The 24,000-nt window shown below is 56.8% G+C and carries 22 protein-coding genes and 1 pseudogene; 17 read left to right on the plus strand and 6 right to left on the minus strand.

All coding sequences use genetic code 11. The features are described 5' to 3' along the window. The first annotated feature begins 540 nt into the window (after positions 1-540). The 9 genes from ALO80_RS23795 to ALO80_RS23835 all read left to right on the plus strand — a co-directional run bounded on the left by ALO80_RS23795 (position 541) and on the right by ALO80_RS23835 (position 9,343). On the plus strand, positions 541-1,050 hold the full coding sequence (locus ALO80_RS23795) for a disulfide bond formation protein B (RefSeq protein WP_055010758.1): 510 nt from the start codon (positions 541-543) through the stop codon (positions 1,048-1,050). 464 nt (positions 1,051-1,514) lie between these two features. After that, positions 1,515-2,456, plus strand: coding sequence for a ubiquinol oxidase subunit II (gene cyoA, locus ALO80_RS23800; RefSeq protein ID WP_054985894.1), 942 nt, complete (start codon positions 1,515-1,517; stop codon positions 2,454-2,456). 3 nt (positions 2,457-2,459) lie between these two features. Next, the gene (cyoB, locus tag ALO80_RS23805; protein WP_011266851.1) at positions 2,460-4,472 is read left to right on the plus strand and encodes a cytochrome o ubiquinol oxidase subunit I; all 2,013 of its coding nucleotides are present in this window, start codon (positions 2,460-2,462) and stop codon (positions 4,470-4,472) included. 3 nt (positions 4,473-4,475) lie between these two features. After that, the gene (locus ALO80_RS23810; RefSeq protein ID WP_055010759.1) at positions 4,476-5,120 is read left to right on the plus strand and encodes a cytochrome o ubiquinol oxidase subunit III; all 645 of its coding nucleotides are present in this window, start codon (positions 4,476-4,478) and stop codon (positions 5,118-5,120) included. Continuing rightward, entirely contained in the window at positions 5,120-5,452 is a 333-nt protein-coding gene (cyoD, locus tag ALO80_RS23815) for a cytochrome o ubiquinol oxidase subunit IV (RefSeq protein WP_024643949.1), read from the plus strand. The genes ALO80_RS23810 and cyoD overlap by 1 nt, the downstream gene beginning before the upstream one ends. Before the next feature lie 10 nt (positions 5,453-5,462). After that, positions 5,463-6,350, plus strand: coding sequence for a heme o synthase (cyoE, locus tag ALO80_RS23820; RefSeq protein WP_054985893.1), 888 nt, complete (start codon positions 5,463-5,465; stop codon positions 6,348-6,350). Positions 6,351-6,605: 255 nt separating this feature from the next. After that, positions 6,606-7,490 (plus strand): glycosyltransferase family 2 protein, encoded by an 885-nt coding sequence (locus tag ALO80_RS23825; RefSeq protein ID WP_054985892.1) that lies wholly within the window; start codon positions 6,606-6,608, stop codon positions 7,488-7,490. A 43-nt stretch (positions 7,491-7,533) separates the two neighbouring features. Next, complete coding sequence (locus ALO80_RS23830) at positions 7,534-8,175, plus strand: CatB-related O-acetyltransferase (protein WP_055010760.1); 642 nt, start codon at positions 7,534-7,536, stop codon at positions 8,173-8,175. A 148-nt stretch (positions 8,176-8,323) separates the two neighbouring features. Beyond that, a complete protein-coding gene (locus ALO80_RS23835; RefSeq protein ID WP_055010761.1) occupies positions 8,324-9,343 on the plus strand; it encodes a branched-chain amino acid aminotransferase in 1,020 nt (339 codons plus the stop codon). Between the two features lie 54 nt (positions 9,344-9,397). Here the strand turns inward: ALO80_RS23835 and ALO80_RS23840 are convergent, their stop codons facing one another. Next, a complete protein-coding gene (locus tag ALO80_RS23840) occupies positions 9,398-10,390 on the minus strand; it encodes a hypothetical protein (protein WP_055010762.1) in 993 nt (330 codons plus the stop codon). 293 nt (positions 10,391-10,683) lie between these two features. Continuing rightward, entirely contained in the window at positions 10,684-11,472 is a 789-nt protein-coding gene (locus tag ALO80_RS23845; protein ID WP_055010763.1) for a transporter substrate-binding domain-containing protein, read from the minus strand. 146 nt (positions 11,473-11,618) lie between these two features. Between ALO80_RS23845 and ALO80_RS23850 the strand changes: the two genes are divergently transcribed. The 3 genes from ALO80_RS23850 (at position 11,619) to sodC (ending at position 13,747) form a co-directional block, all read left to right on the plus strand. Continuing rightward, positions 11,619-11,927 (plus strand): ArsR/SmtB family transcription factor, encoded by a 309-nt coding sequence (locus ALO80_RS23850; RefSeq protein WP_082427165.1) that lies wholly within the window; start codon positions 11,619-11,621, stop codon positions 11,925-11,927. Between the two features lie 56 nt (positions 11,928-11,983). Continuing rightward, complete coding sequence (locus ALO80_RS23855) at positions 11,984-12,994, plus strand: zinc-dependent alcohol dehydrogenase family protein (protein WP_055010764.1); 1,011 nt, start codon at positions 11,984-11,986, stop codon at positions 12,992-12,994. Positions 12,995-13,228: 234 nt separating this feature from the next. Beyond that, on the plus strand, positions 13,229-13,747 hold the full coding sequence (gene sodC / locus ALO80_RS23860; protein WP_054985884.1) for a superoxide dismutase family protein: 519 nt from the start codon (positions 13,229-13,231) through the stop codon (positions 13,745-13,747). A 222-nt stretch (positions 13,748-13,969) separates the two neighbouring features. Here sodC and ALO80_RS23865 read toward each other — a convergent pair whose 3' ends face one another. Both ALO80_RS23865 and ALO80_RS23870 read right to left on the minus strand, forming a co-directional pair. Further along, positions 13,970-15,205 (minus strand): DUF1835 domain-containing protein, encoded by a 1,236-nt coding sequence (locus ALO80_RS23865; RefSeq protein WP_055010765.1) that lies wholly within the window; start codon positions 15,203-15,205, stop codon positions 13,970-13,972. Positions 15,206-15,372: 167 nt separating this feature from the next. After that, positions 15,373-15,582: a hypervirulence associated TUDOR domain-containing protein gene (locus ALO80_RS23870; RefSeq protein WP_055010766.1), complete on the minus strand. Its 210-nt coding sequence runs from the start codon at positions 15,580-15,582 to the stop codon at positions 15,373-15,375. A 152-nt stretch (positions 15,583-15,734) separates the two neighbouring features. Between ALO80_RS23870 and ALO80_RS23875 the strand changes: the two genes are divergently transcribed. Then, a complete protein-coding gene (locus tag ALO80_RS23875; RefSeq protein WP_055010767.1) occupies positions 15,735-16,172 on the plus strand; it encodes a GNAT family N-acetyltransferase in 438 nt (145 codons plus the stop codon). 54 nt (positions 16,173-16,226) lie between these two features. Here the strand turns inward: ALO80_RS23875 and ALO80_RS23880 are convergent, their stop codons facing one another. After that, the gene (locus ALO80_RS23880; protein ID WP_055010768.1) at positions 16,227-17,189 is read right to left on the minus strand and encodes a DUF6508 domain-containing protein; all 963 of its coding nucleotides are present in this window, start codon (positions 17,187-17,189) and stop codon (positions 16,227-16,229) included. Positions 17,190-17,320: 131 nt separating this feature from the next. On the opposite strand from ALO80_RS23880, the pseudogene ALO80_RS23885 reads away from it, so the two are divergent. From ALO80_RS23885 to ALO80_RS23895, 3 genes and pseudogenes are all read left to right on the plus strand, one after another. Then, a pseudogene (locus ALO80_RS23885) lies at positions 17,321-19,059 on the plus strand (dipeptidase). Between the two features lie 151 nt (positions 19,060-19,210). Then, positions 19,211-19,783, plus strand: coding sequence for a cupin domain-containing protein (locus ALO80_RS23890; protein ID WP_055010769.1), 573 nt, complete (start codon positions 19,211-19,213; stop codon positions 19,781-19,783). Between the two features lie 17 nt (positions 19,784-19,800). Next, on the plus strand, positions 19,801-20,814 hold the full coding sequence (locus ALO80_RS23895) for an SMP-30/gluconolactonase/LRE family protein (protein WP_055010770.1): 1,014 nt from the start codon (positions 19,801-19,803) through the stop codon (positions 20,812-20,814). Between the two features lie 64 nt (positions 20,815-20,878). On the opposite strand, the gene ALO80_RS23900 is transcribed toward ALO80_RS23895, so the two are convergent. After that, positions 20,879-22,156, minus strand: a complete 1,278-nt coding sequence (locus ALO80_RS23900) for a sensor domain-containing diguanylate cyclase (protein ID WP_055010771.1) — start codon at positions 22,154-22,156, stop codon at positions 20,879-20,881. A gap of 389 nt (positions 22,157-22,545) precedes the next feature. Here ALO80_RS23900 and ALO80_RS23905 point away from each other — a divergent pair, with 389 nt between their 5' ends. Continuing rightward, the gene (locus ALO80_RS23905) at positions 22,546-23,916 is read left to right on the plus strand and encodes a GntT/GntP/DsdX family permease (RefSeq protein WP_055010772.1); all 1,371 of its coding nucleotides are present in this window, start codon (positions 22,546-22,548) and stop codon (positions 23,914-23,916) included. Positions 23,917-24,000: the final 84 nt, after the last annotated feature.

The following is a 24,000-nucleotide window of genomic DNA, read 5'->3' on the forward strand; positions in this document are numbered from 1 at the left end:
TGCGGCGAGCAGGCTTGAGGATTTTTAACGGACAGCCGACCTGGCCGTTCGCTCATCATGGAAAGTCGTTTCAGCACATCCCGGCAGGCTGCATGAGCTGCCTGCGCAGACGCTGATAGTGGCAGTCTGGCTTCGGTTGCGTCAAACCGGGCGAGAGCGGCACATTGTCGCTCTGCCCGGTCCGACAGATCGCGTCGCGGGTTCGAAAGCTGCTGCCCTTTGACAGATTCGGGGCCTGCGGCAAAATACCGCAGCTATATATAGAAGAAGTGGTGCGACAAACTGACGCACCCTTCTATATATAGAAGGGCTTTGCATCGGCTACTGACAAAAAATCTTCAGGTGCGACGCATCGGTGCGGCTGCGCAGACCATCCGGCTGGCAAATGCGCCCGTACGGCTGGCGAATGCTTGAGTTGCCGAATCAGACAGAAGATCATCGCGCACGCTTCGGCGCAGCCGGCCGTACACTCCGGATCAGGCTTCGGCCCCGGGTTCATGGCGTTGGCCAACCACCTCATCAGTTCAGTAAGGTAAGTGAATGAGCGACAACACGTTGTACCTGAGACGCGAAAAGCGCTTTCTGGTTTTGCTGGGGATTATCTGCCTGGCCCTGATCGGCGGTGCCCTGTACATGCAGATCGTGCTGGGCGAAGCGCCTTGTCCGCTGTGCATCCTGCAGCGCTACGCGTTGCTGTTCATCGCCATTTTCGCATTCCTCGGCGCAGCCATGCCCGGACGCCGTGGCGTAACGGTATTTGAAACGCTGGTTACCTTCAGTGCATTGGGCGGGATTGCTGCTGCCGGCCGGCATGTATGGATTCTCGCCCATCCGTCCGACAGCTGCGGTATCGATATTCTGCAACCGATTGTCGATGGCCTGCCATTGGCTACACTGTTTCCTGTCGGGTTCCAGGTCAGCGGATTCTGCACGACGCCGTATCCGCCGGTTCTCGGGTTGTCACTCGCACAATGGGCGTTGGTAGCGTTTGTCCTGACGGCCGTTCTGGTACCGGCGTGCATCATTCGCAACCGCCGCAAACCTTACTAAATACAGGGGCTTTCAAGTAAAGAGCCCCGTGATTACGGGGCTTTTTTTGGGCGGAATGACATGTTTTCAGGTTGATTGTTACGTTTATGGAGAATAACTGTTACAAAATTAGGCATAGTCATTGAAAATTTACGTATCTACAATCCCCACCACTTGTCGTCCAGCCTGGCTGAACGATCAGCATTTTGAGGCTTGGAGCGTCCCCTGTGCACTCTGAACAGGCAGCGCAACGCTTGCCTCTGAGGGCGTATAATGGCCGCGTCGAAAGCGTCTGCCCGCTATTTTGGGCAGTTCCAGCAACTCAAAAAACAAGAATCCATAGCTAAACCCGGACTTGTCGATATGCCGCTGTGCGTACTGGCAGGCCCTTGTTCAATTCAAAAAAATTAGCCGGCACTGGCAGGGCGAAGTGTTGGCGGTCGAAACCCAACTGCACCGCGCAAGCTGCTTTTAGAGGTCGTGAAATGAGTAAAAAAAGGTACCCCAGGTTTTTTGGCTTCTTGGCCCTTTTCTGTATGCTTTTGCTCAGTGGATGCGATGGCGTACCTCTGCTCGATCCAAAAGGGCAGGTGGGTATCGAGCAGCGGAACCTGATCGTAATCGCTACGTTGCTGATGCTGATCGTCGTGATCCCGGTCATTCTGATGACCCTGATCTTCGCATGGAAGTATCGCGCTTCGAACAAGGCCGCCAAGTACACGCCGGACTGGTCTCACTCCACCAAGATCGAAATCGCAGTCTGGGGCGTACCCATGCTGTTGCTGGTCTTCCTGGGGTACATCACCTACGTCTCGACCCACTCGCTGGACCCTTACCGTCCGCTGGAGTCGGACGTCAAGCCGGTCACCATTCAGGCGATCTCGGTTGACTGGAAATGGGTATTCATCTACCCGGACTACGGCATCGCCACGGTCAACAAGATCGTGTTCCCTGCCAAGACTCCGATCAACTTCCAGGTCACCTCGGACAGTGTGATGAACTCGTTCTTCATCCCTGGTCTGGGTGGTCAGATCTACGCGATGGCGGGTATGCACACCAAGCTGCATCTCATTGCCAACGAGAATCATGAATTCAACGGTATTTCGGCCAACTACAGTGGCGCAGGCTTTACCGGCATGAAGTTCAAGGCTATCGCTACCAGCCAGGCTGATTTCGACAGCTGGGTCAGCGAAGTCAAGAGCTCACCTAAAAAGCTTGGCACGGCCGAATACGCCGAGTTGATCAAGCCGAGCGAACGCAACCCTGTCGAACTCTTTTCCTCGGTCACCCCGAACCTGTTCCAGATCGTCATCGACAAGTATGAAGGTATGAATCCAGGCAAGAAGGTTGTTGCTGGTGAGAAGGAAGTGGCCGGTGACGCTGGTGCGGAAAAAGGCAAAAATTCAGCTGCTGGGGCAGAGGAGTAAACGATGTTTGGCAAATTAAGTCTGGAAGCGGTGCCGTTCCACGAGCCCATAGTCATGGTGACACTTGCCATGATCGCGCTCGGCGGCATTGCGGTTGTCGGGTTGATCACCTATTTCCGCAAGTGGACGTACTTGTGGTCTGAATGGCTGACCTCTGTCGACCACAAGAAAATCGGCGTGATGTATATCGTCGTTGCCATGGTCATGCTGCTGCGTGGTTTTGCCGACGCCATCATGATGCGTACCCAACTGGCGATGGCCCAGAACGGCTCCGAAGGGTTCCTCCCGCCGGAGCACTATGACCAGATCTTCACCGCTCACGGTGTGATCATGATCATCTTCATGGCGATGCCGTTCTTTACCGGTCTGATGAACATCGTTCTGCCTCTGCAGATCGGTGCTCGCGACGTGGCGTTCCCGTTCCTGAACTCCCTGAGCTTCTGGCTGCTGGTCGCAGGCATGCTGCTGATCAACATCTCCCTGGGTGTCGGTGAGTTCGCCAAGACCGGCTGGGTAGCCTATCCGCCTCTTTCCGGGTTGCAATACAGTCCTGGCGTAGGCGTTGACTACTATATCTGGGCGCTACAGTTATCCGGGTTAGGTACGACGCTGACGGGGGTCAACTTCCTCGTGACCGTTCTCAAGATGCGTACCCCTGGCATGAAGCTGATGGACATGCCGATCTTCACCTGGACCTGCACCTGGGCAAACATCCTGATCGTGGCTTCGTTCCCGATCCTGACCGCTACCCTGGCGTTCCTGACCCTTGACCGCTACCTGGACTTCCATATTTTCACGAACGAAATGGGTGGTAACCCCATGATGTACGTGAACCTGTTCTGGGCGTGGGGTCACCCTGAGGTGTACATCCTGATCCTGCCGGCATTCGGTGTGTTCTCGGAAGTCATCTCCACGTTCTCCGGCAAGCGTCTGTTCGGCCACAAGTCGATGATCTTCGCATCCGGTGCGATCTGTATCCTGGGCTTCATGGTCTGGCTGCACCACTTCTTCACCATGGGTGCGGGTGCCAACGTCAACGCCTTCTTCGGTCTGGCGACGATGCTGATCGCGATCCCGACGGGCGTGAAGCTGTTCAACTGGCTGTTCACCATGTACCAGGGTCGTCTGCGCTTCACTGCGCCAGTGCTCTGGACCCTGGGCTTCATGGTCACCTTCTCGATCGGCGGCATGACCGGCGTTCTGCTGGCGATCCCGGGTGCTGACTTCGTGCTGCACAATAGCCTGTTCGTAATCGCTCACTTCCACAACGTCATCATTGGCGGTGCGGTATTCGGTTACATTGCCGGCTTCGCGTTCTGGTTCCCTAAAGCGTTCGGTTTCACCCTGAACGAGAAGTGGGGCAAGGCAGCGTTCTGGTTCTGGATCGTCGGCTTCTTCGTCGCGTTCATGCCGCTTTACGCGCTGGGCTTCCTGGGCATGACCCGTCGTCTGAACGCTACCGACATGCCTGAGTGGAACATCTACCTGGACGTCGCGCTGTTCGGTGCCGTACTGATCGCCATGGGTATCGCTTCGCAGCTGATCCAGTTGTTCGTAAGTATCCGTGACCGTGACAACAACCGCGATCTGACCGGTGACCCATGGAATGGCCATACTCTGGAATGGTCCACTTCTTCGCCACCGCCGTTCTACAACTTTGCCGAGCTGCCAAAAGCTGACGACATCGACCCGTTCACCGACGCCAAGCGTGCCGGCACTGCTTACAAGGTTCCTGCCCGCTACTCGGCGATCCACATGCCTAACAACACGGCGACCGGCCTGTACATGGGTATGTTGCTGACGGTGTTCGGCTTTGCATTCATCTGGCATATCTGGTGGCTGGTAGGCGCAAGCCTGGTTGCTACCATCGCAGTCTTCGTTGCTCACGCTGTCCGTGACGACCAGGGCTACATGGTGCCCGCTGAAGATGTAGCGCGTATTGAAGGTGAGCATCACAAGGTCCTGGCGGCCAACGGTGCATACACTCCTGTCAAGTCCTCGCTGGAACAGGTTTAAACAATGTCAAATATTGCAATCAACTCCGGAGCCCACGATCACGATCACGATCACGGTCACGACCATGATCATGGGCATGACGATCACCACGACAGCGGTGGAATGACGGTCTACGGCTTCTGGCTGTACCTGATGACCGACTGCGTGTTGTTCGCCTCGTTCTTCGCGGTGTACGCCGTGATGGTCAACAGTGTCGCGGGTGGTCCATCGGGCCAGGACATTTTCCTGCTGCCATTCGTGGCTGTGGAAACCGCGTTCCTGCTGGTCAGTAGTATCACTTACGGCTTCGCCATGCTGGCACTGTACAAAGGCAAGAAGAGCCAGGTACTGGGCTGGCTGGCACTGACCTTCCTGTGTGGTGCTGCGTTTATCGGTATGGAAATCTATGAATTCCATCACCTGATCCACGAAGGTTACGGTCCGAGCCGCAGCGGCTTCCTGTCAGCGTTCTTCGCGCTGGTCGGCCTGCACGGCGCCCACGTGACCAGCGGTCTGATCTGGATGGCGATCATGATGTTCCAGGTCCAGAAAAAGGGCCTGACCAACACCAACAAGACGCGCCTGAGCTGCCTCAGCCTGTTCTGGCACTTCCTGGACGTTGTCTGGATCGGCGTGTTCACCGTTGTCTATCTGATGGGAGCTTTGTAATGTCAAATTCGCATCACTCCGCTGAAGACAATAGTCACGGCTCCGTGAAGTCGTACATCATCGGTTTCGTACTGTCGGTCATCCTGACCGCTATTCCGTTTGCCCTGGTGATGTCGCCTTCGCTGCCGAAGGACATGACGATCGCAATCGTTCTGGTCTTCGCGATCATCCAGATTCTGGTGCATCTGCATTACTTCCTGCATCTGGACTTCACGAGCGTGCAGCGTAACAACGTGATGGCCTTCGCCTTTACCACGATGGTTATCGTCCTGCTGGTCGGCTTGTCGCTGTGGATCATTTTCAGCGTCCACCGCGAAATGATGGCGCATTGAGGAATACCAGATGTCACTGAAGCACTTTATCCAAATCACCAAGCCGGGGATCATTTTCGGTAACGTGCTTTCGGTGGCAGGTGGCTTTTTTCTGGCTTCCAAGGGAAATATCGATTTCGGCGTGTTTCTCGCTGCGGTCATCGGTACTTCCCTGGTCGTTGCGTCTGGTTGCGTGTTCAATAACTGCATCGATCGCGATATCGATCAGCGAATGGAAAGGACCCGTAACCGGGTCCTGGTGCAGGGTCTGGTTTCACTGAAACTGGCGCTGCTCTACGCAACCCTGCTTGGTGTTGCAGGCGTTGGCCTGCTGTACACCGAGGCCAATCCGTTGGCCGCACTGTTTGCAGTGATCGGTTTCGTTATCTACGTCGGCCTCTACAGCCTGTACCTGAAACGCAGATCCGTTCATGGCACACTGGTGGGCAGTCTCTCGGGGGCGATGCCTCCAGTGATTGGCTACTGCGCAGTGAGCAACAGCTTCGACTTTGCAGCCCTGACGCTACTGGTGATGTTCAGCCTGTGGCAGATGCCGCATTCGTATGCGATCGCGATTTTCCGTTTCAATGATTATCGTGCGGCGAAAATTCCGGTCCTGCCGGTCAAGCGCGGCATTCTGGTTACCAAGCGTCACATCATGCTCTACATCCTGGCGTTCCTCGTGGCGACCCTGATGTTGACCGTCGGTGGTTACGCGGGCCTCAACTACCTGGCTGTTGCAGCAGGTATGGGCATGTACTGGTTGTACATGGCCTGGAAAGGCTACAAGGCCGTTGACGATACTGTCTGGGCTCGCAAGCTGTTCGTATTCTCGATCTTCACCATCACAGCCCTGAGCGTGATGATGTCGGTCGACTTTCAGGTGACAAAAGAATTGCTGGTGACTTACGCCTTCTGATGCCACCTGATGTGCGACATGAAAAACCCCGTTCTGTGAAGAACGGGGTTTTTTTTCGGGCGCAGTTCTACACTTGACGATGACATGACGGGATAGCCGATTTTTAGCGGCTGGATACGCCTGGTTACACGGCGATTATGACCTGTCATGGAAACTCAGGATCGTTTGCCGCATGATGTGCCGTTTTCAAGCGACCTGTTATGGATATCCGGTTTCCAAGCCCGTCAGGGCTGATCATGATTACGGCTGCTACCCATGATGTCTTCAGAAAGTCAGAACCTTACGCCCAAACCCTTGGTATCGATTGTTGCGCCTTGCTACAACGCCGAGCGATTTCTTGAAGTCGCGATTCAAAGCATTTTTGCTCAGGACTACGAGAATTTCGAGGTCATCGTTGTTGACGATGGCTCGACCGACAACAGCATTGCGATGCTCGAGTCCTTGCAGGAACACTATCCCTTTCAGCTTTACCGTCAGGTCAATCAGGGTGTCAGCGCTGCGCTCAATCATGGTTTGCGCTATGCAAAAGGCGTCTATCTCTCAACACCGGACCTGGATGACATCATGCTGCCTTCATCGGTGCGTGTCCGTGCCGAGTACCTCGACAAGCATCCTGCGGCGGGCTGCGTCGGCGCGTTGATCTGCTACATGGACTGTGAAGGCAGGGAAATCAAGCGCCAGTCACGCGACAGGGTCGAGCAGCTGACATTCGATGACATACTGCGCGGCGCGGTCGTGGTCGGGGCACCGGTGGCGTTGTATCGGATGCAGGCCATGCGGGACGCGAACGGATATGACCCGGAAATAAAGGTTCAGGATTTCCAGGCCACGCTGAGAATTGCCCGCCTGGGTTATGAAATGCATGTCATCCCTGAAGTCGTGACACGCTATCGACGTCACCCCGACAACCTCTCACGCAAATACAAAGTATTGCTCGAGGCCGACCTGAAAAGCATCGAGCCCTACCGAGATCATCCTGATTACCAGCGGGGGCGTACTCAGATCATCAACAAGGCACTCAAATACGCTGCGGTCGCGGATAAGCGGCATGCCTGGAGCCTGTTGCTTTCCATTCCCCTGAAGTACATCAATCGAACGACCTGGCGGCGCTGCAGGCGCTTGCTCCTGAGTTATCGCTGAACGTGACCTTAGTGTCCATAAAACCCTTTTATTCAAGGTGGCCATGAAACTCATCGAGCTTCTGAAATCCAGGAAAGTACGCAAGCACCTTCGCAAGATGGATAAGCTGGAGCGGCTTGCCGAGAAAATCAGGTTGCACTATCCCCGAGCCGAAGTGGGAGTAGGTACATATGGCACCCCGGACATCGTCGAGTTTGGAGACGATTCGGTGTTGCGCGTAGGATCGTACACATCCATTGCCGAAGGCGTGAGGATTCTGTTGGGCGGCGAGCACCGCACAGACTGGATTACCACTTATCCATTCCCCGCAATGGTCGAACAATTATCAGACATAAAGGATTACTCGCCCAGCAAGGGCGACGTAACGATTGGCAGTGACTGCTGGATTTGCGCGAACGCGGTCATCGTGTCGGGCGTCACCATTGGTCACGGCGCTATCGTCGGTGCCGGTGCAATGGTCGTGCGCGATGTGGCTCCCTATTCGGTTGTCGGTGGCAATCCGTGCAAATTCATCCGATGGCGTTTCGATGAGGATGTTCGCGACCTGCTGTTGCAAACGGCGTGGTGGGACTGGCCTATGGAGGAAGTAAAGTCGGTAGCGCGAACGCTTTGCAGTTCGGACATGGAAGCTTTTCTTGCCTATGTTCGCCAGCGTCGGGCAGCGCCACCTTCGTTGGCCAACTGACGGTACATGAAGAGCGCCCGTATCTGGACCTGGGTCAGAAATGCCATGTCGGTTTGCATTTATTTCAAGCCTCAGAGCCTGAATGATCTGGCAGAATAAGGCATTGGCCTGACTCGTCCAGGCAGTCGCTAAAATGATAGAGGGCGTTATGAGTCAAGAAAGCATCAACTGGGACACTCTGGGTTTCGATTACATCAAGACTGACAAGCGCTACCTTTCTCATTGGCGCGACGGTGCCTGGGATCAGGGTTCGCTGACCGAAGACAACACACTGCATATCAGCGAGGGTTCGACTGCGCTGCATTACGGTCAGCAGTGTTTCGAGGGGCTCAAAGCCTACCGCTGCAAGGATGGTTCGATCAATCTGTTCCGTCCCGACCAGAACGCGCAACGCATGCAGCGCAGCTGCTCCCGCCTGTTGATGCCCCATGTCCCGACCGATGTGTTCATAGAAGCCTGCAAACAGGTGGTCAAGGCCAACGAACGCTTCATCCCGCCTTACGGTTCCGGCGGCGCTCTGTACCTGCGTCCGTTCGTTATCGGTGTGGGTGACAACATCGGTGTGCGCACGGCACCGGAGTTCATCTTCTCGATTTTCTGCATCCCGGTGGGCGCTTATTTCAAGGGTGGCCTGAAGCCGAACAATTTCGTCATCTCGGGCTACGACCGCGCTGCGCCCAACGGTACAGGCGCTGCCAAGGTTGGCGGAAACTACGCCGCCAGCCTGATGCCCGGATCCGAAGCCAAGAAACACAGTTTTGCAGATTGCATCTATCTTGATCCGCAGACCCATTCCAAGATCGAGGAAGTGGGTTCGGCCAATTTCTTTGCCATCACCAGGGACGATGTGTTCCTGACGCCGAAATCACCCTCGGTATTGCCGGGCATCACCCGTCTGTCGTTGATCGAACTGGCGAAATCCCGTCTGAACCTGACGGTCGAGGAGGGTGACGTATTCATCGACCAGCTCGACACCTTCAAGGAAGCAGGCGCTTGCGGTACAGCTGCGGTGATTACGCCGATTGGCGGGATTTCCTACAAGGACAACCTGCACGTGTTCTACAGCCAGACCGAAGTCGGTCCGGTGACCCAGCGTCTGTACAAGGAATTGACCGGCGTTCAATCCGGCGATATCGAAGCACCCGCAGGCTGGATCGTCAAGGTCTGACGACTTGAAGCTGATCGTTCCAGTCTCACTCTGGAGCGATCATTGGCTGCCTGCTCAAGTGGCAGGCGCCTTCCCTTCCTCACCCCATTCTTTCGCAGGCCCCAGCACAATTGCCAGATGCCGCAAGTCATCGACTTCCAGGCCATAGCTCTTGCCTGAGGGGCTTTGTGTTACCGTTCCCAGCGCGTACACCGTGAAGAACTTCACCTCCTCCGCGTGGCTCAGCAACTCGCTGATGTAACGGCTGGAGCGGTAGGCCTGCATCTGTGCGGGCGAGACGTAGAGTGTCACCAGTTTACCGTCGAGACGGTCGAAGAACCTGAACTTGAACCCCAGTCCGTAACGTTGCTCGATCAATCCTCCGCCGAACAGCACACGACCGTTATCGCCTGTTTGCGCGTATTTGATATGGCGAAAATAAGCGCGCAGCGACACTTCGCCCTGGCCCGGCACTTTCAGCTTCAGCAACTTGAAATCTTCCAGCGGCAGCTCGGCCTTGGCTTGCCGGTAGCTGTCCACCAGTCGTTCCAGATTATTGGTGCGGGTTTCACTGTAGCGAACCGCTTTAGGGGTGGCGGGCTCCTGGGGCGCAAGCGCGGCAGCAGGGCGCTGATTGCCAGCATCAGGTTTTTCGACACTGGACTTGTCTTTGGCTGGCACCTTGATCGTCGGGTCGAATATATCGATGTAGTCGTCCAGCTTGCGTTTGGCCTTGCGTAGACGTGTCTGTACGTCGGTCTCTACCAGCTGATCGTCTGGCTGCTCGTCTGCACTGTCGTCCACCCACTCACAACCCGGATGGTGATCGTAATGCGGGTTGGCGCGAAAGTGCGCAGCAACGAAGGTCGGGTTGTCTTGAGGCTTCACGTCGTAGCGAACCCCGGTCACCTTCGCTCCCATTGCCCTGCAGGCCTCGTTCGAGCAGAGAAACTCGAAGCGTGTGCGGGGTGGCTCCTGAGAGAAGTATTCACGTCGGGCAGCAGCGATCGACAGCTCTTGCTGCAAATCGACGCAGAATGCGCGGGTGATAGGTTTGCTGGGCTTCATGCGGGCCATCCTTGTTCGTGCAGAACACCACGCTATTTCAGGCGTAATGCGCTTGCAACAGAATATGTACACAGACGTGCACATCGGCTGACGGTCAGGTTAAAAAAACAGCGCACAGAGTGCGGGTCAGATAAGGGCAGGCGGGGGCGCCCGACGATGTTGGTCAGGTCCAGAGCTCAGCGTCGACAGTTCACGGCTCGCGTCGCTGGTCTGCTGTGCGCTCAATGAGCCCGTACGAAGTACGGCACAGGTTCAAAACCATCGGCGTCTCCCGCCCAGGCTTTGCGTAATGGCTACAGCTGTGCCGGCACTGCCAGCCACTCTCCCAGCGCCTGCTGATATTCACCGGTGGCCTTGCTCAGATGCAGCCATTGGTCCACGTAGCTTTTCCAGGTCACATCGTCGCGTGGCAACAGGTAGGCTTTTTCACCGTACTGCATGTACCGGGTCGGGTTGATGGCGCACAAGCCCGGCATGCGTTTCTGCTGGTAGAGCGCTTCGGAGGCGTCGGTGATCATCACGTCAGCCTTTTTGTCCAGCAGCTCCTGAAAGATGGTCTTGTTGTCGTGAAAAGACAGGGATGCCTTTGGCAGATGGGCACGGGCGAAGGCTTCATTGGTGCCGCCAGCAGGTTCTATCAGGCGCACTGAAGGCTGGTTGATCTGCTCGACAGTCTGATAGGAAGCCTTGTCTTCACAACGTACCAAGGGAATCTTGCCGTCCACGTCCAGTGTATTGCTGAAGAACGCCTTCTTCTGACGTTCCAGGCTGACCGAGATGCCGCCCATGCCGATGTCGCATTTACCGGCAACCATGTCCGGCATGAGATTCTTCCAGGTGGTAGGCACCCACTGCACGTTCACGCCCAGGCTTTTGGCCAGCGAGCGGGCCATGGTGATATCGATGCCTTCGTACTCACCGTCTTCGCGGAGCAGGGTGTAAGGCTTGTAGTCGCCGGTCGTGCAAACCGCCAATTGACCAGCCTGCAGCACCTTGTCCAGATGCGAGGAGGAATCCTGAGCCTGAGCCATACCTGTCATGCCCAGCAGGGCGGTGAATGCGCTGTATTTAAGGTTCATCATGAGTCTGAGTGCTCGCAGCCATGCAGTCGGTTTTGTTGGAGTCGACAGATTGCTTCATTTGTCAGGCCGATGTGAAGCTGTAATGAAAACATGCGTTCAGATGTACGGGCATAAATCAGGGGTTGAACATTTCGTAAAAAAGCGTAATGTTGTGCCCCATGATTCTTGAGCAAATCAAAGCGGTCGGCAATGACACTCGCATGTTGATCATGGAGTGGCTGAAAAACCCGCAAGCCCATTTCCCTCCACAGGACCACGGTGATCCGGCGATAGGCGTGTGCGTGTCGCACATTCAGGCCAAGGCAAGTCTGTCGGCTTCCACGGCGTCTGCGCATCTGGCCATCCTGCAACGCGCCGGGCTGGTTCAGGCGACGAGGATCGGCAAGTGGACTTATTTTCGTCGCGACGAGCAAGCCATTGACCGGTTCGCTGAGCGGCTCAAGAAAGAATTGTAAGTTTTACTTAAACATTTCGTCATTTTGCGTAATGTTGAATTGATAGGAGATTGATCATGAGCAACACAACTATCTACGTGCAGGCCGGTGGCGGCTACGACCAAGTGATTGTGGGTGACAGCGAAGTGCTGGCTCCGAAGGCCGGTGAAATCACCGTGCGTCTGCATGCCAACTCGCTCAACTATCATGACTTCGCCGTCGTCAGTGGTATGTGGGGCCCGAGCGAGTCGCGCATTCCGATGGCCGACGGTGCCGGCGTGGTAACGGCAATAGGCGAGGGCGTCAGCGAATTCGCTGTCGGCGACGCTGTAGTCAGCACTTTTTTCCCTGAATGGATCAGCGGCGAGCCGCAGGTTGAAGGTTTTGTCACTGTGCCGGGTGACGGCGTCGACGGTTACGCCCGCGAGCAGGTGACTGCCCGTGCAACCTCGTTCACTCACGCGCCGCTGGGTTATACCCATGCTGAAGCGTCCACGCTGACCACCGCTGGCCTGACCGCGTGGCGCGCCCTGATGGTTGATGACGCGTTGAAAGCCGGTGATACCGTTCTGGTGCAAGGCACTGGCGGCGTATCGATCTTTGCGTTGCAGTTTGCCAAGATGGTCGGCGCTACGGTCATCGCGACATCGTCGAGTGATGAAAAGCTGGAGCGTCTGCAAGCCATGGGGGCCGATCATCTGATCAACTATCGCAAAGACAGCAACTGGGGCGAGACTGCCCGCAAGCTGACTGGCGGTCGTGGTGTGGATCACATCATCGACGTTGGCGGTCCCTCGACATTGCAGCATTCCATGACCGCCGCGCGGGTTGCTGGCCATATCTCGGTCATCGGTATTCTGAGCGGTGTCGCCGGTCAACTGGAGTTCGTTCCGGCACTGGTCAAGCAACTGCGCATGCAGGGCGTACTGGTCGGCAGCCGTACCCAGCAACAGGACATGATCCGCGCCATTGACGCCAACGGGATGCGTCCGGTCATGGATCGCTCGTTCCCGATGACCGACATCGTCGAAGCGTTCCGTTATCAGGAAACCAATCAGCATTTCGGCAAGATCTGCCTGGATATCTGATTCACACTGTTACGCCTGTTCCTGAGCGCCAGTCGGGATCGCTGGCCTGCCATCCTTTGTGTTGGCGGGCCAGCCGTGACGTTTTGCATAACGTTCCCTGTTCATTTTTTTGCATCAAGTACGCCCCTCTGTGGTCACACCCTCTGTGACATCAAGGACGTTGCGTGGCATGCCGTTTCACGCTGCCCGCCGTGACGTTCAATCCGATTACCAGATCAGGGACGCATTGAAATCATGAAACCTCATCTTTGGCTAGGCCTGCTCGGCGTTTTCTCCCTCAGTGTCCAGGCTGCATCGCTGGACGTTCCAATCAATCTGGTCAGCGCAGACGGCGCGCCCAAACCTGTTGGCAACGTGACGGTGAGCGAAACGCAGTACGGCTTGCTGTTTACCCCGAACCTGAAAGACCTGCCAGCAGGCATCCACGGTTTTCATGTGCATGAAAACGGCAGTTGCGAAGCGGGCACGAAGGACGGCAAAAAAGTTGCAGCGCTAGCCGCAGGCGGTCACTTTGACCCGGGTAAAACCGGCAAGCACCTGGGGCCCTACGCTGATGGCCATCTAGGCGATCTGCCAGCGCTGTACGTTAACGCTGATGGCACCGCTAACTACCCGGTCCTGGCGCCACGCTTGAAAAAGCTGTCGGAGATCAAAGGTCATGCGCTTATGGTTCATGCGGGTGGCGATAACCATTCTGACCACCCTGCGCCCTTGGGCGGTGGCGGTGATCGTGCAGCCTGTGGTGTGATCTGATGCGCTGTGCCTGTATCCGCTTCGGGTGCAGGCACACCCACCGGTAACGCCGGGGCAGGCGATCATGGTTGCGCAGTGCAGGCGTCGAGCGAAGAGTCCTTTTTACTTCTCAAACAGTTAGCGGATTTCATTTCCAATGTCAGTTTGTTTTGATACCGCTACTTCAGTTGCCAACGCCAGTTGTCAGGGCGCATTGAACACGGTGAGCTGGCGTCCTGAGCGTCAGGTGCGCCACAGCGGGCGCATGTTGTTATCTATCGTCCAGTGAGGTTGCCCAACCTGAATGCAGACTCCGCCAACCCAGCGCACTTGATGGCAATAATCAGGCCAATAGGCCTTTGCATCCAGCACTTGCCGCCCCAAGCGCGTTAGCCTGAGTGAGCGGCGAGGCCACTCGAGTTGGGTATCTGACTCGATCAGCAGCGCAGTCGGGGAATCAATCAAAGGACGCATGATTGCGTGAAACATCATGTCTCCCAGAAACGGCAAGGGCTCGCGTTTGTTGGTCAGCTCTGCAAACACCTCGCCGAAGGTCACTGAAGCTGATTCGCCGATGTACTGCAATGACAGGCGCTCGGTGAGCGACAGGCCATCATTGACGCCCGGTAATTCCTGTAACTGACGCAACAGCGCCGGGGCAAGAAAGGGCAATGCTGGCTGCGGGGTGTGGGCCAGGTCGGCAAGGGCAACTGGCGAAGGGTAGCAGTAAGCCGCCCATGCCTGGCGGGCCAGATGCAGCATTTCTTCAGTCACCGCCTGGCGCTGCGGCCACAGCCAGGCAAGCAAATCAGGTGCCAGTTGGCCAATGCCGATGAAGCGTTCGACGCCGGGGATCTGCTTCACCTGAATAAGCTCGAGTCTGGGAGGCAATTGCTCAAGTGCGGCCAGCGCCCTGATCAGGAAAAGCTGGTCGTAGGCGTCTGCCTCGCACCACAACACACTGTGATCGGCGCTGCTCATGTGCCTCAGATCTGCGTACTCATCATCGAACCTGCGTGCAACATCCGCGCGCCCCAGCCCGAATGCCTGGCTGATGTACTGGCTGCGCGCTGCCTGGTAGGCCTCTGCGGGCAGAGCCTGAACCGGACCCATGCACAATGGGTCCGTAAGCGTCTTGAAAGAGCCTTTGAAACCGGCCAGTTTCAGAGTGTGGGCAATGTCGCTGCCGCATCGCCAATGTACGGTTCGCACCTCATCGCTAGCGTCGAAATCCGGGTGTCGGGCTGCGAAGTCGACAGCCTCGACGTGAGCTTTCAGTCTGGGCCAACTGCTGAAGCCCAACTGCCTCGCGATCAACCATTGGGCATCCGATAAAAGTGGCATCGTTTTGCCGAGCTGGATGAGCTGATCGGGCGCGGTGCCGTTTTTCATCCGCAGCAGAAGCTCTTTGGCACGCTTGCGCTGTTGCTCAAGGTTGATACGGCCGTGATGAGACGAGGACATGTCAGTGCTGGACATACGATCTCCTTGCAAAAACCTTGTCCGCTTGAAGGTCGGGAGTCGTAGTGACGGAATATTGAATCAGTATCCTGGGCGCAGCCCTTTCCGCGGGAGGTGGCGTAGAAGGCGCCACGTCGGAATATAGGTAATCGGACAGTTGTTTTCAACCTGCCCGTTTGTATTGATCACGCGTGTTTGAGCGCACCCTCATGATGCAATGCCAAGTGGCCGGTCTTGTCGCTCTTCACTTCGTACTGTGGGGCGTCCTTTGACGCAGGTCGATGTTTGCCCATGAACGTGACGTCTTTCACATGCACTTTAGTAACCTTCCCATGTATCTCGCCCGCTTCGGAGTTCCAGCGTACGGCGTCGCCAACGTTGAATGCGGTGGTCATTTCGTTTCCTCGAGTAGGGAGCGACTGATCTGCGGCGTTCGCTCGATACTGTTCGGAGTGTCCGCTGCGGGAAGAATTCACTGCGGTTTGTTGTGTGGTTGGCCTTTATCTTGCTCATGTACATGCAGTCCCCTTATCAAGGAAGTGATTACATGAGGACGTGGCTTACAGGCACGCAGATTACCAATGATCAAACCCGGGCTGTTATTGACGGCGTCTTGCAACACGGCCGTGCATTGTCCGAGGCGAAAGGGGGAGTGGCTGATCCGATTGCCTGCATGATCATGGAGAACGGCCTGTTGATTGGCGGCACCACAGGCCGAACCGAATTTCAACGGCTCTTTGTGAGTTACCTCTGGATTGATGCCAGGTCGCGCGGAAAAGGGCTCGGGGCGCAGACCCTGCACAGGCTTGAAGCGCTGGCCATCAAGCGAGGCTGTACTGACGCCCTGATCGAAACGCTGGATGACGATGTCGCCAAGTGGTACGAGCGTTGCGGTTACGTGTCGATCGCATGTCTTCCACGCTACTGTGGCCCCTGGAGTCGGCACACGCTATTGAAGTCGTTCGCAGCAGAGGACTGCTTGTGAAAAAGTCAGATGTGCACTGTCATGGCCCTGCACACTGCATGCCTGTCGCAAGCTTCAATCCTCGCGCAACACTGCCAGCCTGCGCAGGATCTTCAGCACGTAGTCTTTTTCGATCATCGAGCCATGATGCCCATCGCAAAACCGTTCGCCTCTGATGCAATAGGTCAGCAGGGTTTGCATGTCAGCGAGGTTTGCCTGGGCAATGTAGGTGTCATCTTCGAGCATGTCCGCCGCGCCATGATTAAGGTAATCAATGTCACACCAGCACTCGTTGGCCACCGCGCGATAAAACGCTTCGACTACTGGAAAGTAGTCTGGCCAGTAGGTGTTTGCCCTGACGGTATAAGTCTTGATCGCCACGCCGTCGGGGTACAGCAGCGGCAGGTAGGAGAGTAACTGGTCAATATCTTCGGGCCCTGGCGCGGGCTCATCAGGCAAACGTGTCGCATCAGAGGGATGTGGCAGAAATGTCCTGACCTGCCTTGGCGTATGTTCGGCCACATACCTATCGAACGCCCATACTTGCCCGGCCGTCAGTGGCTGTTCTTTGTAGTGCCACACATCGTCTCGATAGCGTTGAAACGCTTCCGACTGCGCGCCTTCGGCAAATAACGAAGCAATAGCCGCGGATTGAGTCAGCCAATAAACCTGCGGCGAGTTTTCGGCTTTCGACGTGACTGTATCGATAGCCGCCGACTGCAGCTCGCCGGCCAACTGTCGGCCTGTTTCGCGGCATGATTGGTCTTGAGCGTCTGGATCGGCCTGTTCCATGTGCGCAACGTAGGCGTGATAGCGAGCTCGCAGCGGTTCGTTCTGTTGCCCCACAGGCGGGCAGGCAGGTGGCTGCAGACGCAGTGGCTGCAGCTCTTGACAGACTGGCAGCCAGGCCAGATTTGCCTGCACGCGTGACATGGATTCTTGCTGATCGACAGGCTGCGCGGGCGATAACCGGTCAGGCAGATGCGCCTTGGGCTTTCGGTCGAGGCGCGTTTTCAGGCGCATCAGCAGCTTGATCATATGAGCGCTCCACTGCATTGCTTCGTTTTAAAAGGGGATTCTCGCATCATTGCGCTTGGTGTAAGTTGGAAAGCATCCTGATCAAACGATCAGAAAATTCGCGCTTTGCCTGCCAAGGAATGCCTTCAATAATGAACCTGTCACTCAAACACCTGGCCGCAACCACCTTGATACTCGCCAGTCTTTCGTCGTTCACCAGTCTGGCAAGTGCCAATATCACCGCACAACAGAGCGCCGTCATCTTCAATACGTTCAACGATACATCGGTAAAGGATTTCAGGCAGTTTCTGACAAGCCTGTCCGATACCGAGGGTGTTAAAACGGCCGATTTTGCTCCGGCCATCACCGCCTTTCTCGATAACAAAACACTTTCCGAAGCGCAACAAAACGATATTCATCGCCTGCTCGGTCTGTATACCCGGTTGAAGTATGGCAGTGCGGCAACCGAAACGTTGCGTGAACTGGTCGCCATCCAACCGCGCGCGTCGACGGCGTGGCTCAGCACGAAAACCCCGAATTCATCAAGATCGCCAACGCGATCAAAGCCATTGCCGAACGCTTCGATCTGAAATTCCGCAACGTCGATAACCGTGTTTATGAAGTCTCGCTCGACGGTGCGGGCGATGAAGTCGTGGGTATTCACGTCCATGCCGATGTGGTGCCGGTCACGCCTGAGAACTGGGTGTTGCCCGATGGCACCCGACTGGACCCGTTCAAGGTCACGCTGATCGGAGACCGCCTGTATGGACGTGGCACCGAAGATGATAAAAACGGCATCGTCGTGGCGCTTTATGCCATGAAAGTCATCAAGGAAGAAAAGCTGCCGCTGGCCAGAAACTTCAAGTTGCTGATCGATACCACTGAAGAAACCACCGGTGACGCCATTCCCTATTACTTTGAACGCAATCCGACACCCGCCTACAACCTGGCGCTGGATGGCAGCTATCCGGTTGTGATCGCGGAAAAAGGTTATGGCACGGTCATGGCCAGCTTTGCCCGACGCAATGCAGAAGGCGAGGGTGCTGAAATCGTCTCGATGACCGGTGGTATGGCCACTAACCAGATTCCGTCGAAATCAGTTGTCACGCTGGTGACCGATAAACCTGCGGAACTGTCCGCCAGCCTGCAACAGGCCGGTGCCGAATACGTGAAACGCAATGGTGGGGATTTCGAAGTCGATGCCAAGGTCGACGGCAATGACGTCAAGCTGACAGTGACCGGTGTTTCCGCGCACTCATCGTCGCCCCAGTCCGGCGTCAACCCGGTCGCGAGGATGCTGGACTTCATCGACAGCCTTCAAGGCAGGGGCGCGCTTAAACATAACCAGATTACGGATGCCGCCCGCTATGCTGCCGACAACTGGGGACTTGATTATCTGGGCAGCAAGTTGGGCGTTGGTTTCTCCGACGACTTCATGGGGCCGTTGACCGCTTCTCTTACCTACGTCGCAATGGATGAGAAAGCGTTCAAACTGGCGGTCAACTTGCGCGTGCCCAAGGGCAGGTCGCCGGAAGCGCTAAAATCCGCAATCGCCGAAAAACTGGCTGCCTGGAGCTCCAGGACCGGTATCAAACCAGCGTTCGACTATTCGATTGCCGAGCCGATGTACCGAAACCCGGAAGGCGAGTGGGTCAAGGCGCTGCTCGCTGTTGCCAGTGAAAACCTGGATATGAAACACGCATTCGGCACCTCGGCCGGTGCCACATCGGTACATGAGTTGCCCAATGGCGTGCAGTTCGGCCTGGCGCGGCCCGAAGTCAAATACACCGGTCATACCGATGACGAGTTCAAGACGACCGGACAGTTTCTGCTGGACCTGCAGATCGTCACCGAGATGATGGGACGTATCGGCCAGTTGCCAAAACTCTGATCCAGCCTCCGGGCCTGCTGTCAGGGCAGGTCCGGTCTGGATGAGCCATTGTTTCATTGCGCTGTTCCGTGCGACCGGCTTCATGATCGCCAGGCGCATATTATTGATGTTGCCCTGTCATTCAGTGTTCTCGTCAACAAGGATTTAACCCATGAAAGCGTTCTTCGCATTTGCACTGACCTGTGCTGCGGTTTGTGCGGCAGGCAACAGTGCCCATGCTGCGCTGCTGGCTGTGCCCGCAAACTCTCAAGAAAGCACCACCAGCAACGGCAAGCTTCAGCCCCCCGTTACCTACGCCACCGTCTGGTCCGATGAGACAGGGGCCACCCATGTCGACCACTGCCGTATCGAGGGGCTGGAATTCAAAAGTTATGCGCCACCCGCCGAACCGCAGTGGATCGGCGTGTCGCCCGACGAGGTAGAGAGTATTGCCTACGCGGTATTGCCGCCGGGTTATGTCGGTAGCTGGCACCATGCGCCCGGCCCTCAGTGGGTGATGACCCTGCAGGGCCAGTGGTCGGTGGAAACCACTGACGGCACGGTGCTGGTTCAGGGACCCGGGGAGATGCAGTTCAACGCTGACAGTCACTCAAGGGCGCGGCCTGGCGACGACAGGGTCGGGCATCTGAGTCGTACTGTCGGTGATCAGCCCAATGTTCAGCTCATCGTGAAACTCAAGCCGGATGCCGCTGCCAAACGTTCCTCTGGCCGCTGTGCCTATTGATCAATGGGGCGAAATGCATGAAACGAGTCTTCCGTCATCCTGGCAAGAAATCAACGTCGTTCTTGCTGGCTAGCGCGCTTCTTGCTGCGGGCGCAGTGATGGCTTCGGACGCATCGCCAGTCACGGTGGTCGCCAGTAATCCCCGGTTCGCCTCGCTTGTCGAGCCAGGTGCGCAGGCCGAAGTGCTTGCCACCGATGCGCAGTGGGCGGAAGGTCCGTTGTGTTTGCCCGATGGTCGGTTGATCTGGAGTGATGTAAAAGCGAACAAAGTCATGAGCTGGAAAGAGCATGAGGGCGTCACTGTATGGCTGGACCCTGCCCATTATCAGAATGGCCATGCTCTGGACGCCAAAGGGCGCGTCGTCGCCGCATCTCATGGCGAACGCGCAATTGTCCGGCAGGAGGCAGATGGTCAATGGCGCACACTGGTCGACCGGTATCAGGGCAAACGCTTGAACAGTCCCAATGACGTCGTGGTCGACGACCGTGGTGAAATCTGGTTCAGCGACCCGACGTTCGGCGTTTTGAACAAGGCAGAAAGCTACGGCGGCAAGCCAGAGCAGGGCGGCGAGTTTGTATACCGCTATGACCCGGAGCACAACCAACTGCTGAGGCTGGACACCCCCGGGCTTCATTCGCCAAACGGCCTGGCGTTTTCACCCGATCAGAGCCTGCTGTATGTCGCGGACTCACAACTGGCGCACGACTTCAAGAATCCGGAACTGGCACATAGCATCCGGGTGTATCAGGTGCGTGACGGTGCGCTGAGTAATGGCAAGGTGTTTGCCAGAATCGCGCCCGGCATCCCTGATGGCGTGAAGGTCGATGCGCAGGGTAATGTCTGGAGCAGCAGCAAGGACGGTGTTCAGGTGTTCTCCGCCAGCGGTGAGTTGCTGGGTAAGCTGCAGGTCGCTGCGAAGGACACCGGCAATCTTGCGTTCTGTTCTGCCGGTTCAAAGCACTGGATTTACATCACGGCGGCCAACAAGGTGCTGAGAGTACCTGCGCTTGTTGGCGGTAGTCGCCCGTAACGATTGCGTTATGGGCAAAGCGGATAGCCCACTTGGGCCGCTGATGACCCGGTGGCAGACAACCTTAATAAACCGGCTTGTCGGCCTGCGCGCCTTCGACGCGGTTGCGACCCAGGCGCTTGGCTTGATAGAGCGCCTTGTCTGCACGCTGAATAAGGCTGGCCGCAGTTTCCCCAGGGCCAAGTTCCGCCACACCCAGAGAAATGGTCACGGAGCCTGTTTCCGGCATGACCAGACTTTCAACGCCCTTGCGGATGCGATCGGCCAATTCGGCCGCTTGCTTCAGCGAGCTGTCGGGCACCAGTATCAGAAACTCTTCTCCTCCCCATCGGGCAGCGACATCCGGCAGGCGGATCCGTTGTTTGAGGATGGCCGCGACGCTGGTCAATACGCTATCGCCAGCGGGGTGGCCGTAGCGGTCATTGACCGACTTGAAATGGTCGATGTCCCCGATGACAAGGCTGAACGGCCTGCCCGATAACCGTGCGGTATCGATCAGGCGTTCAAGCGCATGTTCGGCCGCTCTACGGTTATCCAGCCCGGTCAGCGGGTCACGGTGAGCGATTTCCAGCAACTTCTGTTCACGGCCCAGCCGCGTGGTCACATCCTGGCTGATGCTGACGTAGTGCGTGATGGCTCCCTCCAGGTTACACAGCGGAGAAATACTGTGCTCTGCATAGAACAGAGAGCCGTCCTTGCGCTTGTTGATGAAGGTCGTGCGAAACGGGGCCCCACTCGACAGCGCTTCTTTGAATTGCGCATAAAACGTCTCGTCATGTTTACCCGAGCGCAGCACGCGCGGGTTTTCGCCGATGATTTCCGACGCGCTGTAGCCGGTGATGTGCTGAAACGCCTCATTGGCAAACACAATAGTAGAGTTGCAGTCGGTGATGATAATCGGATCGAGCGCAGCGTTGAGTGCCTGAGCCAGCAAGTGTTGTTCGCGCTCTGCCCGGATGCGCGGGCTGATATTCTGCTGCACCGAAACAAAATTACACACCATGCCCCCATCGTTACGCACGGGGGAGATTTTCCACTCGACAACGTAGGGGCTTCCATCTGCGCGGTAGTTGACCGTCGACCCTTCGAAAAAAAGACTCTCGCTCAGGCACTGGCGCATACGCGCGATCACCTGAGGGTCGGTGTCGGGGCCTTGCAGAATCCGTGGCGAAAGGCCGATCAAGGCCTCGGCTGCATAGCCGGTCATCGCGCAGAATGCCGGATTGACATAGACAATGAACGGGCCGCCGTTCGTCAGGTTGGCGTCGGTGATCAATACGGCATCGAATGACTGCTCGACAACTGCTTCAAGCAAGGCCAGGCGCTGGCTGGATGAGGTCATCTGATTTCCTGTCGAGTGATCCGTTAATTGATAGCGGCTCTGATCAGATAGGGTGAGGCAATGCCGGACGGTTGATGGATACCGTAAGACCGCGCGCGCTCAGCACATGTTGCACAGGCACTATACCCACATGATTCACAGGGTGCATTACGTACGTAACAACGTCATCCGGCGTATTGCAAGGCGTCTGTGATCGCCTCTGCCGAAGATGTTGCCGAGGCTGGGGACGTTTTCCGAGGGACCTGCGTTTCTGGTTGAGTCGGCAAATATTAGCTGCGACGCGATGTCGCATTCCGGTATTGTTCGGTCAATTGAAACCAATTGTTTCTGTTTTTTCGGAAGGCAGGCTGAAAAGCGGCCTGGAAAAACCGAACCCCAGGAGGCTCGTGTTGGATCTGTCGTCTACTGTCTGGGTGTTTCACGACACCCGTCTGATTATTTGCTGCCTGATCGCCATCGCCACGATTATCGTACTGATCAGCGCCACGAAACTTCCCCCTTTTCTATCGATTCTCGTGGGCACTTTCATTGCGGGCATAGGTGCCGGATTGCCTGCCGAATCCGTTGCAAAAGCCTTCAGTAAAGGTGCAGGTGCCATTCTTGGCGAGGCGGGAATCATCATCGCGCTGGGTGCGATGCTGGGTGCGTTGATGGCCGAATCGGGGGCGGCGGATCGTATCGCTTCTACCTTGCTCAGGCTGGGCAAGGGCCGGACGTTGCCGTGGATCATGGCGCTGGTGGCGATGATCATCGGTCTGCCGCTGTTTTTCGAGGTCGGCCTGGTACTGATGGTGCCGATCATATTTGTCATGGCGCGTCAGTCCGGTCAGCCGCTCCTGAAAATCGCGATTCCGGCATTGGCAGGCATGACCACGTTACATGCCCTGATGCCGCCGCATCCCGGGCCGTTGATTGCCGTCAGCGCCTTGCACGCCGATCTGGGCCTGACCATGCTGCTGGGCTTGTGCATCGCGGTGCCCGCCGTGATTCTCGCCGGGCCTCTTTACGGCAATTGGCTGTCCGGGCGTATGCAGATTGAAGAGCCCGCCGAGCTGGGCGAGTTGTTCAGTGCCAAGCCTGATAGCCGCCGTCAGCCAGGTTTCGGCATTTCACTGCTGATCATCCTTTTGCCAGTGATTCTGATGCTCGGCAGCACCTTGGCCAAGGTCACCATGGAGCCTGAAAGCAGTGCGGCCCTGGCGTTGAAGTTTCTCGGCGAACCGCTGGTTGCCCTGGGCATCGCGGTACTGGCTGCGACGGTCTGCCTGGGTTGGGCCAACGGGCTGTCCCGTGAACGGGTCGGCGGAACATTGCGCAAAAGCCTTGCGCCCATTGCGGTGCTGCTGCTGACCATCGGCGCCGGTGGCGGCCTCAAGCAAACGTTGCTGGACGCCGGGGTCAGCCAGACCATCAGCAAAGTGGCGGAAGGCGCACACATGCCGTATCTGCTGCTGGCCTGGCTGATTGCCGTGGCGTTGCGTCAGGCAACCGGCTCCGCGACCGTAGCAACCACCACGACCGCAGGCATTCTCGCGCCGATGATGGCTGGCCTGGCACCGGTGCAGGCATCGCTGATCGCATTGGTGATCGGTGCCGGCTCGGTGTTCTTCTGTCATGTCAACGACGCTGGCTTCTGGATGGTACGCGAATACTTTGGCCTGCAACTGAAACAGACGCTCTGGGTGTGGTCGGTGTTGCAGACGATTGTCTCGGTGGTCGGGCTGGCAGGGACACTGTTGTTGTGGCATTGGTGGGCATGAGCCCATTACATTGATGGTTCGCAGCGCGAGGACGAGTCAGTGCGCGTCACGAACGCGCTTCGTCCCACTCAACAATGCCTCGCG

It is taken from the genome of Pseudomonas caricapapayae (assembly GCF_001400735.1).
GTDB classification, from domain to species: Bacteria; Pseudomonadota; Gammaproteobacteria; order Pseudomonadales; family Pseudomonadaceae; genus Aquipseudomonas; species Aquipseudomonas caricapapayae.

Coding starts and splice junctions, on each gene's coding strand:
- ALO80_RS23795 (WP_055010758.1), top strand. CDS start 541: ATGAGCGACAACACGTTGTACCTGAGACGCGAAAAGCGCTTTCTGGTT.
- cyoA (WP_054985894.1), top strand. CDS start 1,515: ATGAGTAAAAAAAGGTACCCCAGGTTTTTTGGCTTCTTGGCCCTTTTC.
- cyoB (WP_011266851.1), top strand. CDS start 2,460: ATGTTTGGCAAATTAAGTCTGGAAGCGGTGCCGTTCCACGAGCCCATA.
- ALO80_RS23810 (WP_055010759.1), top strand. CDS start 4,476: ATGTCAAATATTGCAATCAACTCCGGAGCCCACGATCACGATCACGAT.
- cyoD (WP_024643949.1), top strand. CDS start 5,120: ATGTCAAATTCGCATCACTCCGCTGAAGACAATAGTCACGGCTCCGTG.
- cyoE (WP_054985893.1), top strand. CDS start 5,463: ATGTCACTGAAGCACTTTATCCAAATCACCAAGCCGGGGATCATTTTC.
- ALO80_RS23825 (WP_054985892.1), top strand. CDS start 6,606: ATGATGTCTTCAGAAAGTCAGAACCTTACGCCCAAACCCTTGGTATCG.
- ALO80_RS23830 (WP_055010760.1), top strand. CDS start 7,534: ATGAAACTCATCGAGCTTCTGAAATCCAGGAAAGTACGCAAGCACCTT.
- ALO80_RS23835 (WP_055010761.1), top strand. CDS start 8,324: ATGAGTCAAGAAAGCATCAACTGGGACACTCTGGGTTTCGATTACATC.
- ALO80_RS23840 (WP_055010762.1), bottom strand. CDS start 10,390: ATGAAGCCCAGCAAACCTATCACCCGCGCATTCTGCGTCGATTTGCAG.
- ALO80_RS23845 (WP_055010763.1), bottom strand. CDS start 11,472: ATGATGAACCTTAAATACAGCGCATTCACCGCCCTGCTGGGCATGACA.
- ALO80_RS23850 (WP_082427165.1), top strand. CDS start 11,619: ATGTTGTGCCCCATGATTCTTGAGCAAATCAAAGCGGTCGGCAATGAC.
- ALO80_RS23855 (WP_055010764.1), top strand. CDS start 11,984: ATGAGCAACACAACTATCTACGTGCAGGCCGGTGGCGGCTACGACCAA.
- sodC (WP_054985884.1), top strand. CDS start 13,229: ATGAAACCTCATCTTTGGCTAGGCCTGCTCGGCGTTTTCTCCCTCAGT.
- ALO80_RS23865 (WP_055010765.1), bottom strand. CDS start 15,205: ATGTCCAGCACTGACATGTCCTCGTCTCATCACGGCCGTATCAACCTT.
- ALO80_RS23870 (WP_055010766.1), bottom strand. CDS start 15,582: ATGACCACCGCATTCAACGTTGGCGACGCCGTACGCTGGAACTCCGAA.
- ALO80_RS23875 (WP_055010767.1), top strand. CDS start 15,735: ATGAGGACGTGGCTTACAGGCACGCAGATTACCAATGATCAAACCCGG.
- ALO80_RS23880 (WP_055010768.1), bottom strand. CDS start 17,189: ATGATCAAGCTGCTGATGCGCCTGAAAACGCGCCTCGACCGAAAGCCC.
- ALO80_RS23890 (WP_055010769.1), top strand. CDS start 19,211: ATGAAAGCGTTCTTCGCATTTGCACTGACCTGTGCTGCGGTTTGTGCG.
- ALO80_RS23895 (WP_055010770.1), top strand. CDS start 19,801: ATGAAACGAGTCTTCCGTCATCCTGGCAAGAAATCAACGTCGTTCTTG.
- ALO80_RS23900 (WP_055010771.1), bottom strand. CDS start 22,156: ATGACCTCATCCAGCCAGCGCCTGGCCTTGCTTGAAGCAGTTGTCGAG.